Origin of the sequence: Brevibacillus sp. SIMBA_040, assembly GCF_046535075.1 — a bacterium.
Classification (GTDB): Bacteria; Bacillota; Bacilli; order Brevibacillales; family Brevibacillaceae; genus Brevibacillus.
In genome coordinates, this window is the sequence record NZ_JAWRXI010000007.1 from 293,378 (window position 1) to 305,914 (window position 12,537).

General features: G+C 46.7%; 14 protein-coding genes. 9 read left to right on the forward strand and 5 right to left on the reverse strand.

Annotation, left to right across the window (positions count from 1 at the left end; genetic code table 11):
* Positions 1-7 precede the first annotated feature (7 nt).
* The 4 genes from SB752_RS14385 to hutG form a co-directional block, all read right to left on the reverse strand.
* Positions 8-145 carry a hypothetical protein gene (locus tag SB752_RS14385; protein ID WP_410716304.1) on the reverse strand — a complete coding sequence of 46 codons (138 nt, stop codon included), beginning with the start codon at positions 143-145 and terminating at the stop codon, positions 8-10.
* A gap of 33 nt (positions 146-178) precedes the next feature.
* Complete coding sequence (locus SB752_RS14390) at positions 179-1,435, reverse strand: MFS transporter (protein WP_410716305.1); 1,257 nt, start codon at positions 1,433-1,435, stop codon at positions 179-181.
* Positions 1,436-1,587: 152 nt separating this feature from the next.
* The gene (gene gltS, locus SB752_RS14395; RefSeq protein WP_410716306.1) at positions 1,588-2,775 is read right to left on the reverse strand and encodes a sodium/glutamate symporter; all 1,188 of its coding nucleotides are present in this window, start codon (positions 2,773-2,775) and stop codon (positions 1,588-1,590) included.
* A complete protein-coding gene (gene hutG, locus SB752_RS14400) occupies positions 2,759-3,736 on the reverse strand; it encodes a formimidoylglutamase (protein ID WP_410716307.1) in 978 nt (325 codons plus the stop codon). Before hutG ends, gltS begins: the two co-directional genes overlap by 17 nt.
* Before the next feature lie 131 nt (positions 3,737-3,867).
* Here hutG and SB752_RS14405 point away from each other — a divergent pair, with 131 nt between their 5' ends.
* The 5 genes from SB752_RS14405 to SB752_RS14425 all read left to right on the forward strand — a co-directional run bounded on the left by SB752_RS14405 (position 3,868) and on the right by SB752_RS14425 (position 7,076).
* Entirely contained in the window at positions 3,868-4,758 is an 891-nt protein-coding gene (locus tag SB752_RS14405) for a LysR family transcriptional regulator (protein ID WP_410716308.1), read from the forward strand.
* Positions 4,759-5,028: 270 nt separating this feature from the next.
* Positions 5,029-5,253, forward strand: coding sequence for a hypothetical protein (locus SB752_RS14410; RefSeq protein ID WP_103109408.1), 225 nt, complete (start codon positions 5,029-5,031; stop codon positions 5,251-5,253).
* A gap of 148 nt (positions 5,254-5,401) precedes the next feature.
* A complete protein-coding gene (locus SB752_RS14415; RefSeq protein WP_103109409.1) occupies positions 5,402-5,713 on the forward strand; it encodes a YtrH family sporulation protein in 312 nt (103 codons plus the stop codon).
* Positions 5,689-6,249: a sporulation membrane protein YtrI gene (locus tag SB752_RS14420; RefSeq protein WP_410716309.1), complete on the forward strand. Its 561-nt coding sequence runs from the start codon at positions 5,689-5,691 to the stop codon at positions 6,247-6,249. The genes SB752_RS14415 and SB752_RS14420 overlap by 25 nt, the downstream gene beginning before the upstream one ends.
* Before the next feature lie 50 nt (positions 6,250-6,299).
* Positions 6,300-7,076, forward strand: a complete 777-nt coding sequence (locus tag SB752_RS14425) for a sporulation protein (RefSeq protein WP_410716310.1) — start codon at positions 6,300-6,302, stop codon at positions 7,074-7,076.
* A 65-nt stretch (positions 7,077-7,141) separates the two neighbouring features.
* Here SB752_RS14425 and SB752_RS14430 read toward each other — a convergent pair whose 3' ends face one another.
* Positions 7,142-7,231, reverse strand: a complete 90-nt coding sequence (locus SB752_RS14430) for a sporulation protein YjcZ (protein ID WP_164684939.1) — start codon at positions 7,229-7,231, stop codon at positions 7,142-7,144.
* 217 nt (positions 7,232-7,448) lie between these two features.
* On the opposite strand from SB752_RS14430, the gene codY reads away from it, so the two are divergent.
* From codY to SB752_RS14450, 4 genes are all read left to right on the forward strand, one after another.
* Complete coding sequence (gene codY / locus SB752_RS14435) at positions 7,449-8,225, forward strand: GTP-sensing pleiotropic transcriptional regulator CodY (protein WP_410716347.1); 777 nt, start codon at positions 7,449-7,451, stop codon at positions 8,223-8,225.
* 286 nt (positions 8,226-8,511) lie between these two features.
* Positions 8,512-10,005: a M81 family metallopeptidase gene (locus tag SB752_RS14440; RefSeq protein WP_410716311.1), complete on the forward strand. Its 1,494-nt coding sequence runs from the start codon at positions 8,512-8,514 to the stop codon at positions 10,003-10,005.
* 7 nt (positions 10,006-10,012) lie between these two features.
* Positions 10,013-10,885, forward strand: a complete 873-nt coding sequence (locus tag SB752_RS14445; RefSeq protein ID WP_410716312.1) for a MurR/RpiR family transcriptional regulator — start codon at positions 10,013-10,015, stop codon at positions 10,883-10,885.
* A 30-nt stretch (positions 10,886-10,915) separates the two neighbouring features.
* On the forward strand, positions 10,916-12,526 hold the full coding sequence (locus SB752_RS14450) for an ABC transporter substrate-binding protein (RefSeq protein WP_410716313.1): 1,611 nt from the start codon (positions 10,916-10,918) through the stop codon (positions 12,524-12,526).
* The last annotated feature ends 11 nt before the right edge of the window (positions 12,527-12,537 follow it).

Below are 12,537 nucleotides of genomic sequence, written 5' to 3' on the forward strand. Positions count from 1 at the left end.
TCTATTCTTAGGTAGCTGGACGATTCGGTCCCTCTAATTTTTTGTCCCCGAAACCAGGAGCATCATTCTGAACATTTTTAGGCTGATGATTGCGCTTTGCTGAATGGGAGTGGTTACGTGGGCTGTTATCTTCCTGCTTTGTCATGGAGATCATCCTTTCTTTCGGTACTGTTCCTTATTAGGTTGCCCCTTCTTTTTTGCCAGCTCGCACATTTGACTGAGTTTGGGAGGGGATCGTCTTTTTATGGCGGGCGATCGCGTAGAGGGCAAACAAGCCAAGGATCACGGCCAAAAAAAGCGTGATGACACCGTAGGCAATCCAGGGATAGTGACTGCCGACACCGCCCAGCCTCTCTACCATCGCTCCCCCTACACTTGTTCCGAGGGCAGTACCGATCCCCGATACAAAGTTGGAGAAGCCAAAGTAAGCCCCCAGCCATTCTTCCTTGGCAAAATGCGTTACCAGACTGTCTTGAACTGGCATGAACAACATTTCACCCAAAATAAACAAAATAGCTGCGCCGCTGAGCGTGATAAAATGCTCAGCCCAGCCCATTGCAGTAAGGCCTATACCGAGCAGTGTCGTGCCGATCGCAAGTGAAATATAAGGATTGATGCGTTGCAATACAAAACGCGAGACAAAGCCTTGCAGGACGACGACACTGATGGAGTTAATGGTCCAGATCAGCCCGATTAACGTAGCAGAACGCAGGACGTAATCTCCGCGAAGCGGCAAGATCAAAGCAAATTGGGCATAAAGTGCCCAAATGAGCAAGGTGATGCCTGAAAAAAGCAAGAAGCTGCGGTGGGTCAAAATATTTTTGTACTCAGACAGTGGCGTTCGCTGACAATCGGGTCCAACACAGCGATCATCGGGCAAACTAAACCAGGTGATGGCTGCCAGCAAGCCAAAGACGAGAGCAGCAATCAAAAAAGGCTGTTGTCCCCAAGCGGTCAGCAACGAAATAACCAAGCCTGCCACGATTATCCCTGAGTGCGCGAGAATGCCTCGCCAGGAAAAAGCGGCTGTTCGCTGTGTTGATTCCACTTCGTCAGCAATCATGGCTTTGATAGTTGGTGCGAGCAGGCCAAGACCCAGACCGTTAACAGATGAAAACAACAGGAACAGACCGAATGAATGACTGAAATGGTAGCCAAGCATGGCACTGCCTTGAAGCGTGGAGCCGAGTACAATGATGGCGCGCCTGCCTAGTCGATCGGAAAGCGGACCGCCGAGTAGACTTCCAATTTGATAAGCAATACTGCCAGCTCCGAGCACAAAGCCTACTTGAGAGAGGTGGAGGGCACGGACCTTTTGTAAAAATACAGGGAAGACAGGAATGACCAGATACGAGGCCAGATGCATGAAAAAAACAATCATCAACAAGAGCATGTACGGTTTGTTTCGCCAGAGGGAATGAGCGTGAGCTTCCATAACCGACTCCTTCCAAAAACGTTTCTCCGAGCATCGAGCGTTTCCTAAAGTAGTATGAGGTGAACGGGATAGGCTCTATGCAGAATGAACAAAAAAATCCCTTCAACCAATAATGAATCAGCTGAAGGGATGAGGCTTTTCATTTTTTAAATTTACTTAAATAGGTTAATCGTAGTAATAATGATTGGCATTGCGAACACATCAATCAAAAAGGCTCCTACGATCGGAACAACCAAATACGCTTTACGAGATGGACCAAAACGCTCTGTTACCGCAGCCATGTTCGCCATCGCATTTGGGGTTGCACCGAGACCGTGTCCGGTAAAGCCGGCAACCATAACCGCAGCATCGTAGTTTTTACCAAGCAAACGGAACAAAACGAAAGCGCCAAACAACACGATAAAGATCACTTGGACGAAGACGATCACGAGCATAGGCAGCGCCAGGTCTGCTACTTCCCACAGCTTGATGCTCATGAGCGCCATGGACAGGAAGATTCCAAGCGTCACGTCACTGATCAGGTTAATACTCTTCATATCGATCGCATTTGGATTGACTTTATCAACGATATTGCGGGCGATCACTGCGACAAACATGGCTCCAACATATCCTGGAAGGACAAAGCCTGTTGCGTCCGAGAAGAGACCTCCCAGATAGGTACCGAGTGCCATACAGAAAGTGATGAGGAGGACTTGAGTGAAGAACGAATTGCTTGTAATCGGTTGCACATTTTCCTCTACATTCTGTACGACTTCTTCTGTTTCAGTGGGCTTTAGATCGTATTTGGAAATCAAATATTTCACAGTCGGTCCACCAACCAAGCCACCTGCTACAAGACCAAAGGTTGCTGCCGCGATTCCAATGGACAGTGCTGATTGAATTCCCATATCTTCAAGTGTTTGTCCAAAGGCACCGGCCGCTCCGTGTCCACCTTCCATGGAAACCGCACCTGCCATCATTCCAATCAACGGATGGATATTGAACAGGGAGGCCATGGAGACACCAATCACGTTTTGAGCCAAAGCCAAAAAACCACAGGCGATCCAGTAAATAACGAGGAGCTTCCCGCCCAGTTTAATCAGCTTGAAGCTAGCACCAAGGCCTACCGTAGTGAAGAAGGTAAGCATGAATAAGCTTTGCAGCGACGTATCCAGTGTAATTTCCATAAGACCTGTCGATTTCAGGATCGTAGCGACGATAGCAAACAACAGACCTCCAACGACTGGAGCTGGGATACAAAATTTTTGCAGAAAGCCTGCTTTCCGTACAAGCACAGTTCCCAAAACTAACAAGGCAACGGCAAGAAAGATGGTAGTAACTTGATTAAGTGCTAGTGTCATCGCTGTATCCTCCTAAAAATCCCATGATGGCTTCGTTCGTCAAGTAAGCACCTAACTTTACGGTTCTTCCGTTTTCGTCTAAAGCTGGATTGACTTCACATATGTCAAAAGAAAGCGTTTTCTTATGAGCGGCAACGGTGCGGATGAGGCTTCGAACTGTCATCGGGCTTAAACCAAAAGGAGATGGAGCACTGACTCCAGGTGCAAACGCTGCATTTAACACGTCCGTACAAAGCGTCAGCATGACGTAATCATGTTTTTCCATGAATTCGTTCAATTCAGCAGTGAGTTCAGCCATTCGAGCATCATTCATGTCTTCTTCGTACACATAACGGGCACCGAGCTCATCCGCTTTATCAAACAGCTCCTGGGTGTTGCCAAAACGCTGAATTCCAAGTACAAAATAGTGGCTGTTGTGATCTTGTTCTAGTATTTGCCTGAACATCGTGCCTGATGAAGGCTGATTTTCATAAGAACGCAAATCGAAGTGAGCGTCAATATTAATAATGCCGAGTGTAGCGTCTTTTCCGATATGCTTGCGAACCCCTAAATAATGTCCGTACAGAGTCTCATGTCCGCCGCCTAAGATAATCGGAGTCAGCGAATTTGCGAAGAGGGTAGATATGGCTTGCCCCAATTCTTCTTGGGCTTCTTCGAGTGCCTCATCAGAGCAGCGTACATTTCCTACATCGAGCAACCGTTTTCCAGCTGCCTGCTTCCAGGGAAGGCTTGCAAGCGCTTGCCGAATTGCGTTTGGAGCTTTGGCTGCACCTAATCTGCCTTGATTTCGCCGGACACCTTCTTCGCATTCAAACCCGATGATGGCACAGGCAGGGGGGAGTGTCGTTTCTACGTTTCCCAAGTCCGTGACTTCTACGATTTGATGATAGCGAAAGCTGCTTCTTCTTTCTGTATGATCAGTCCGGCCGGTCCATATATCAGCTGATACATTTGTAGGCATCTTTTTCACCCTTTCTAAAATTTTTAAAGTAGGATTTGTTTTCTGATTATATAATGGCGAACTTATTATTTCTAATATATAATTTGAATAAATTAATAGCTTTATACTATGAATCAGAGGTGAACACGTACGTGGATATTAAACAACTGCAATATTTTGTGACGGTTTGCGATCAATTGAACTACTCCAAAGCCGCGCAAAAGCTGCATATTTCACAGCCTTCTTTGAGCAATGCGATCAAAAATTTGGAGCTTGAGGTAGGTTCGCCTCTGCTAGAAAGAAACACGAGAAAAATTGAATTGACGGACGCTGGTAAAATTTTGTACGAAAAATCACTCCTGGTCCTGTCGAATATGAATGTGCTCAAAAAGGAGATGGAAGAAGTAAAGCTGACTGGCAGCGGGGAGCTGTCTGTTGGCATTATTGAGTCCGTGAAGTACTGGATTCCACAGGTAATTCGCAAGTATCAGGGACATTTTCCGGCCATGAACATCAAGCTAATCGAGGTGCTGAGCGGAAAGGCAGTCAAGGAATCATTGCGTAAATACCATACGCATCTTCAAGTGACCAATCAGTACATTCATGAGGAAGACATCGAAACACTCCCTTTGTATCATGAGCGATTGGTACTCGTGCTACACAAGGATCATCGACTTGCGGAAAGCGAATCAATTACGATAAAAGAGCTGGAAAACGAGCCGTTTATCATTAGTACAGAAGGCTTTCAGACCAGGGAGGATATTTTACATGCGTTCGGGCTTGAGCACGCAACCCCAACTATCAAATTTGAAATTGAGCGGTTTGAAACAGCCTTGACACTAGTAAGAGAAAATTTAGGCATGACGATCATCCCCGAAAATTATTTAGGGGAGCTAAATGATACGTATCTTGTTCGAAAAACGATCGATTCGGCAGCATTGGAGAGAACGGTTTATTTGGCATTTATGAAAAGCCGTTATTTGGCACCAGCTGTCCAAACATTTTTGGCAGAGATTCGCCGCCATTTCGCTGCTAGTCAGTGATTGCAGGCAGGGTTACCCCACCAATTGGGTGAACACACAAAATCAGAGCTGAGCAGGCGAGTGTCCAATCCATCTATTGCCCTGTCACATATACCTATAGGGAAGGGTACCATGGGCGGTATGCCTCGTGTAGGGCTGGTAGCAGGGTGAAGGGGGGATCAGACATGAAGGGTTTTGGTTTTTTTAACCAAGATGGCTTTGAAGTGGTGATCTGGATCGTATTGATCATCTTTCTCCTCTCCATATTCTTTGACGAAGGGATAGATTAAGATGAGTGCTTATCGACCTGTTCGCCGCTTAAATAACTATTACAAGTCTAATGACGGGTTTAAAGCCTGGATCAAGGCTAATGAGCAGTGGTTTAAGGAAAATCCGGAAGTGTTCAAGCAAGTATTGCGAAATCCGAACATGGTCAACTTGTTTATGGATCTCATGGTAATGAATTCTCCCCGGATTCAAAAAAGACTGCGAAAATTTGGACGGAAAAGCCAGTAATGGGAAGCGGCATGCGAGGAAAAAAGCATGCCGTTTTTTTGTTGCTTCGGCTTTTCGGTATGTGACATGGACGTACCCATCATAAATTCGAGACAAGCAGCGTAGGGATAAAGCATATGTTAGCTAGGTCGAGAGGATGGATTCCAGCATGGCACAGGTCATACTGACGTTCTTTGTTGCTTATGGCATCGTTGTTGGGGGAGCTCTCTGTGGAGGAATAGGTGCATTTTTAACCCACAAACCACCACTATTGTCGATGGAACTGCTTGCCGATCAACTAAAGATCTTTGGGATAGTTGGAGCGCTCGGTGGATCGTTTGATTCGTTCCTGCAAATTGAGAAAATTTTGCTCGGGAACTTCTCGCCCGTAGTGAAGCAGCTGGCGATGATCGTCGTTGCCTTTATGGGTGCACATATTGGGACAATTTGTGTGCAGTGGCTGGTACAGGTGCGATCATGATCGTGGTTCATTGGAAAAGATATGTGGCTCTGTTGTTCGTCGGTATCATGCTGGGCGCAACGACGATTTTGATGCTGTACGGCCGAGAAATGGAAGAGATGATGCTCGTCAAAAAAAGCCTGGAGCTGCAAAATAAAAAACTGTATGAAGAAATTCAGTCTTTAAAAGAAAATCAACGCGTCTATCGCAAGAAGCAGGAGCTGGTCATTGAAGAAGTAAGGGCATCTGTCGTTGCCGGAGAGCAAAAGCTTCATCCGACGATAGAGGTTCAGGTTGTCGATCGAGTGGAAAAGGATATGGCTTCGGTTAAGGGCAAAAAAATAGAGCAGGTCGCTAATGTTCACCAGGTATTACATGAAATGCTGCGCCGCCGCGAGTACGTGCTGTCGGATGGGACAATGGTAGAAGTCCGGATCAAGACGCTAGTATTCAGCCAAACGTTGTACGTATTTGTAACGGCTGAAGTCAAAAAAGAAGATGTGATGAAAAAGGTTGCGCGAAACTTTCTTTTTATCGACTCGTATATTTCTACATGAGCACGCCTAGTGTGACCCATTGTATTCACATTCGAGGAGAAAGCGAGTAGATGTCGATGTTCAAGAAGTTGTTGGCCAGCATAGGGATTGGATCGTCGCAAGTAGATGCGCGACTGGAGCAGGATTCCCTTATCCCTGGAGATGTGGTAAAAGGAGAGGTGCACATCACGGGTGGTGACGTGGCCCAGGAGATCGACGAAATTTACATGTATGTAGTGACTCATTACGAGCGTGAAGTGAACGATAAAAAGGCGAAGGAAGAGTGCACGTTGGTGAAATACCGCTTAACGGAAAGCATTTCCTTGCAGCCAAAAGAAAGCAAGGTCCTTCCGTTCGCTTTCCAGCTCCCTTATGAGACTCCACTGACTATGGGACGGCAGCCCGTCTATCTTCGAACCGGTTTAGATATAAAAAATGCCATTGATCCAGGGGATTCTGATTTTATCGAGGTACGTCCTCATCCTTTGATGGCGAAAGTACTCGATGCCATTCAATCACTTGGGTTTCAGCTATATAAAGTAGATTGTGAATATAATCGTTATTTAGGCCGGACCTATCCGTTCGTTCAAGAATTCGAATTCCGTCCGACTGGCCCATTCCGCAAACAGCTGGAAGAGCTGGAAGCCGTATTTTATTTGCGCGAAGGCGAATTGGAAGTTTTGCTGGAGCTGGATAAAAGAGCACGTGGCTTCTTCGGCGGATTGGAGGAAGCGTTTAATTTGGATGAACGCTTTGTTCGGTTCCGGCTGTACGATGCTGATCTGAATAAGCCACTACCAGTCATTGCTGATGCAATCGAACAACTCATTCGCAAGCAAATCCGATAATGTCGCAGAAAGGCTGCCTGAGAAAAGATACTCGGGCAGCCTTTCTTTGTCCTGTTTGCTAAAAGTTAGTCGTCAACACCGACAATTGTCAGCAGCACGAACAATACGAGGATCAGTGCAATCCCGTTGAAGCCTCCACCGTTAAACAAACCCATGTTGTCTCCTCCTAACCCGTGTCTTTCGGACATTTCCCTACATGATAGTCGCGGACGGTCCAATTTGTGTGCAGGCGTCCACCTATTTTACAAGTGCAAAAAAGTTATCTGCATGTACTGTTCATGAGGTGTCTTTCTAATTTTTAGATTTGCATGTATAGGGCTGGATTTTTCTGACAATACTGTGACCATGAAGAATCCCAAGGAGGAAATTATGATGAATTTATTAGAAAAAACGAGAAAAATTAATGTGATGCTGCAAAAAACGATGGGAGGTAGCGGAGTCGGCTATCAGGATCTCGCCAAGCTCTTGTCCGATGTGATTGCAGCCAACGTGTATATCATCACAGCGGATGGCTCCATTCTTGGAAGTGGCATGAATCAGGAAATTGCCTTGAATGACGAAGGACGTCCGTCCAATCAGCTTCATGCAGGTGTGCATCAAAAACTGCTCGAAGTCACGCAAACATTAGCCAACGAGCCAATCAGCAGCCCGTATAGCCTCGTTCCTAAAAAACTCAGCTCCCTGTTCCCACAAATGATGACGACGATCGTCCCGATCAATGCAGGAGGCAGCCGTCTCGGAACACTTGTGCTGCTGAGAGCTTACGGTCAATTTGAAACAGAAGATTTGATCTTGGGTGAAATCGGGGCGACTGTCATTGGAATGAAAATTGTCCGTCAACGCACGGAGCAAATCGAAAACGAAGTGCGTGACAAAACCTTTGCCAAAATTGCGCTGTCTTCGCTGTCTTACAGTGAGCAGATTGCGATCGAAAAAATTATGGAGCAGCTCGATGCCCGCGAAGGCTTGCTTGTTGCGAGTCAACTGGCAGATCAAGCCGGACTTACCCGCTCTGTAATCGTCAACGCATTACGCAAGCTGGCAAGTGCTGGCGTGCTGGAGTCCCGTTCACTTGGCATGAAGGGTACCTATATCAAGGTACTAAACGAAAAGTTCCCATCCGAGCTGGCAAAATGGAAAACCTCATAACAAATAAAGCATAGCAACACCGTGGGCCCTTCCTCGAACAGGAAGGGTTTTTTTCTTGATTTAACAAGTAACATTTTTCATGAAAAAGCAATTGCTCTTCCATGCTGTATCCACGTTAGCTGTTTTTATATTTTTTAGTAAATAAGTTCAGAAAAATTAAAAAACGTTCACGAATTAGCAGTTGAACATCGATTCACTAGCCTATATAATGTCCACAAAGGTGTAGACTTCATAAAATTCGAAATTTAAAGTTTATACTTCAAAGTAGGGATGAGGGGATAACGAGATGAGAGTCATGATCGGTGGTTTGGCGCATGAAACGAACACGTTTTCCAATGTACCATCTACGCTTGAATTGTTTCAGAGCTGGGAATGGTCTCATAAAGAAAAGATACTCGGAAACCATAGGAAAGTCAGAGATTACCTCGGTGGGATGATCGATCGAGCAGAGGAATTAGGAATTGAGCTTTTGCCTACGTTTTGGACGTTTGGCTATCCATCAGGCACGATTACAAAAGAGGCGTATGCTGTGATGAAGAAAGAGCTCCTCGACGCGATTCAAGAAGCAGGGCAGGCCGATGCAATCTGTCTTTCGCTCCACGGAGCTGGAGTAGCGCAAGAGGTAGATGATCTGGAGGGAGACCTCTTGGCTGCCATTCGCGCACAAGTCGGCTACGAAATCCCGCTGATCGCAACGCTTGATCTGCATGCCAATATGACACAGCGCATGGTAAGCGAAGCAGACGCACTCCTCAGCGTCCATCTTTATCCGCATGTAGACAGCTATGAGCGAGGCATTGAGGCGATTGACCTCGCACGCAAAATGGTTGAGGAAAATTGCAGGCCCACCATGCATTTGACCAGACTACCGCTCGTCATTCCTACATCAGCAACCCATCATTATCCTGTCAAAGATATCAACGATGCTTGCTGGGCATGGGAAAAGGAAGCAGGCATTATCGATTGCGCTCTGATCCATGGGTTCCCGTATACGGACATCCCGGAGCTTGGCGTATCCATTCTGGCGATTACGGATAATGATCGTGACCTGGCAAAAAAAGTGAGCGAAGATATCGCTAGGCTAGTTTGGGAAAAACGGGACGAATTTGAGCTGATTAAGCCGACTCCTGCAGAGGGGATTGCACTCGCTTTGGAATCGGAAGGAATGCCGATCGTCATCAATGAGACCTCCGACAACCCTGGAGGAGGAACACCAGGAGACGGAACGTATTTGCTGCAAGCCATGCTCGATGCCAAGCTGACTAATGCGTGCTTCGGCTTCATCTACGATCCAGAGGTAGTGCAGCAAGCGCATCAGGCTGGAGTGGGAGCTACTATCTCGGTTCAGCTCGGAGGAAAAACGGACCATTTGCATGGAGAACCAATTTCTGTAAACGCTTACGTTAAATGCTTGACAGACGGAAAATTCATCGCGACAACTCCAATGGGACAAGGCGGGCGAGTGAACTATGGAAAATCGGTTCGCTTGCAAATCGACGGAATCGATGTAGTCGTTTGCTCCGTGAAGTCTCAGGTTCTCGACGAGCAAATCTTCCAGCTTCACGGGATCGATGTCACCAAGTACAAGATTGTTGCTCTAAAATCCAGTACCCATTTCCGCGCTGCCTATGAGCCGATTAGTGCCAAGGTCATCACGGTGGACTCACCTGGATTGACTACACTCAACTTCCGCTTCTTTCAATACAAGCGAGTCGAAAGACCGATTTATCCACTTGATCCTGTAACTGATCCATTCAATCAAATTCTCACAAGAAAGTAGAGCTCACATGGAAACTGTACAAGAACGCATTCGCAAGATTTTTCCCGATCTAACCAATCAGCAAAAGCTGGCCGCAAAATACATTCTCGCCGAACCAAAGGAAGTGGCTCTTCATCCCGCAAAAGTAGTAGGGGCACTCAGCGGAACGAGTGAAACCACCATTATTCGGCTATCGTACGCACTATCCTATTCCGGGTATAGCGAATTGCAAAATGAAATACGCAGCTCTCTTTTGGAAAGAGTTCCCCAGGACAAGGCATTCAAGAGCTTCCTGAACGCCGCTGAGGAAATACGAGGTCGCACTGATTTGATTACCTTTAGCATGGAACAGGATGTAGCTTATATCAGGCAGACCTTGGGGGAGCTGCGAGAAGAACAGCTTCAACAGGCGGTTGCCAGCATTTTGGCAGCCAAGCAAATCATCGTCGTCGGATTTCGAAGCTCTTATTCATCCGCTCATTGGCTTTCTTTTAACCTGAATGTCATCAGAGGAAACGCACGTCTCTACAACGGTCCAATCGACGATGTCAACCATCTGATCAAGCAAATCGACAAGGATTGGCTCGTCATCGCCTTCTCCTTCCCCCGCTATATCAGCGAAACGATTCTTTTCGCTCAAGCTGCCAAGGATAAAGGAGCTACGATTTTGGGAATTACCGATGATGAGCTTTCCCCGCTCGGTCCGATCGCTGATCAGGTGCTGAAGGTTTACGCCCCGTCACCGATTGCGATCAAAGGCATGGCTTCGATTTTCGCCATGCTCAACATACTGGTCAGCGGCGTCGTTCAGGCAGATGGAGAACAGATACAGAAGCGGATAAAGGAGTACGAGGATGCAAGCCTCCAAATTTATCCGTTCGTAGATTCTACAGACAATTGAGTTGTGCCAGAAAAAGGGGGAGAAAGAGAAATGAAAAAACAGTGGTGGAAGAAAGGGTCGCTTAGCGTGCTACTGGCTACAGCCGTTGTAGCAGCCGGATGTTCTTCACAATCATCTACCAATCCAGGGCAAACAGGTACGGAGGCACCGAAGGGTGGAAACACCTTGGTGATTTCGGCTCTGGTTGATCCTGATACGCTGGATTTGCATAAGTCAACATGGGTAACTTCCGCAAACTCAATTATATATGAGCCACTGATCACGCGTGATCTGGAAGGAAAAATCAGCCCAGGTTTGGCTGAAAAGTACGAGGTTTCCGAAGACGGAAAGGTTTGGACATTTACCCTGCGTAAGGGACTGCGCTTCCACTCGGGTGAACCGGTAACAGGAGAGGCAGTCAAGCAATCCTTTGATCGCTTGCTGGAGGTTTCTCCGGTGAAGAGCATCGTCGGTCCGGTTGAAAAGGTAGAGGCGACTGACGAGCTTACCTTTAAAGTTTATTTCAGCAGTCCGTTTGCTCCTTTTCTCAGTGTAGTCGTTAGCGGCATGATTTCTCCGGTCGACGCGAAGAAAGCCAAGGAGCTGGGAGATGGCTTTGGCGAAAATCCATCTGGAACAGGTCCAGTTATATTTGAGAAGCGTGAGCGTGGGGCTTCCGTGACCTATAAGAAAAATCCTGATTACAACTGGGGACCGGAGTACGCACAGAACAAAGGACCAATCCATGTGGACAATGTCATGTTCCGTTTCTTGAAAGACGACGATACACGGATGATGGAATTCAAGAAAGGCACGATTCATATCCTCAATGACGTCCCTGCGAATTCAGTCGCGGAATTGCAGTCGCTGCCAGGGGTCGAAATTAATAAGACGATGGATATCGGGCATAAATACATCGCTTTTAATAACCAGCACCCGCTTTTCTCAGACGTTCGTCTTCGCAAAGCAATTGCACTCTCTGTCGATCGTGATCCATTGGTACAGGTAGCGCTAAACGGTTTTGGAAAGCCCGTTTACGGACCACTTCCTTCAACCATTTGGGGTTATAGTGAGAAGATTGAGAACGAGGCAAAGCAATTGTATACCCGTGATTTGAATCAAGCTCGTCAGCTGATGGCAGAGGCAGGCTGGACAGACACCAATGGCGATGGACTTGTGGATAAGGATGGCAAACCACTCACTGTCGAAATCCTTGTTTCTCCGGAACCAGCGTACCAGCGTGCGGTTCAGATTTTACAGAGCCAACTGAAAGAAGCTGGAATTCATTTGAAAATTACGGTCCAGGAAATGGCAACTATCAAAGATCGCATCCAGAAAAAGTCGTATGATATGGCCTTGATGTACTTTGGCTGGTATGATGCCGATATTCTTTATCTCCTGTTCGAAAAGAGCAACTCTGCTAACCGGATGTACTTTACCCGCCCCGAATTGGATGAACTCTTGAACAAAGGGCGTTCAGCAATGAATGATGAGGAGCGTCTCAAAATTTACGAGGAAGCCCAGGAAATACTGGTCAAGGAAATGCCATGGGTACCACTGTGGGTAAATGAAACGGTTACGGCTACAAGAGGGATCAAAGGGATGATAATGAACCCGTATACCCAAGGAATGATCCTGAGCGACATCACGATTGATAAATAGACAACGAAGAG

Coding starts and splice junctions, on each gene's coding strand:
- SB752_RS14385 (WP_410716304.1), bottom strand. CDS start 145: ATGACAAAGCAGGAAGATAACAGCCCACGTAACCACTCCCATTCAGCA.
- SB752_RS14390 (WP_410716305.1), bottom strand. CDS start 1,435: ATGGAAGCTCACGCTCATTCCCTCTGGCGAAACAAACCGTACATGCTC.
- gltS (WP_410716306.1), bottom strand. CDS start 2,775: ATGACACTAGCACTTAATCAAGTTACTACCATCTTTCTTGCCGTTGCC.
- hutG (WP_410716307.1), bottom strand. CDS start 3,736: ATGCCTACAAATGTATCAGCTGATATATGGACCGGCCGGACTGATCAT.
- SB752_RS14410 (WP_103109408.1), top strand. CDS start 5,029: ATGAGTGCTTATCGACCTGTTCGCCGCTTAAATAACTATTACAAGTCT.
- SB752_RS14415 (WP_103109409.1), top strand. CDS start 5,402: ATGGCACAGGTCATACTGACGTTCTTTGTTGCTTATGGCATCGTTGTT.
- SB752_RS14425 (WP_410716310.1), top strand. CDS start 6,300: ATGTCGATGTTCAAGAAGTTGTTGGCCAGCATAGGGATTGGATCGTCG.
- SB752_RS14430 (WP_164684939.1), bottom strand. CDS start 7,231: ATGGGTTTGTTTAACGGTGGAGGCTTCAACGGGATTGCACTGATCCTC.
- codY (WP_410716347.1), top strand. CDS start 7,449: ATGAATTTATTAGAAAAAACGAGAAAAATTAATGTGATGCTGCAAAAA.
- SB752_RS14440 (WP_410716311.1), top strand. CDS start 8,512: ATGAGAGTCATGATCGGTGGTTTGGCGCATGAAACGAACACGTTTTCC.
- SB752_RS14445 (WP_410716312.1), top strand. CDS start 10,013: ATGGAAACTGTACAAGAACGCATTCGCAAGATTTTTCCCGATCTAACC.
- SB752_RS14450 (WP_410716313.1), top strand. CDS start 10,916: ATGAAAAAACAGTGGTGGAAGAAAGGGTCGCTTAGCGTGCTACTGGCT.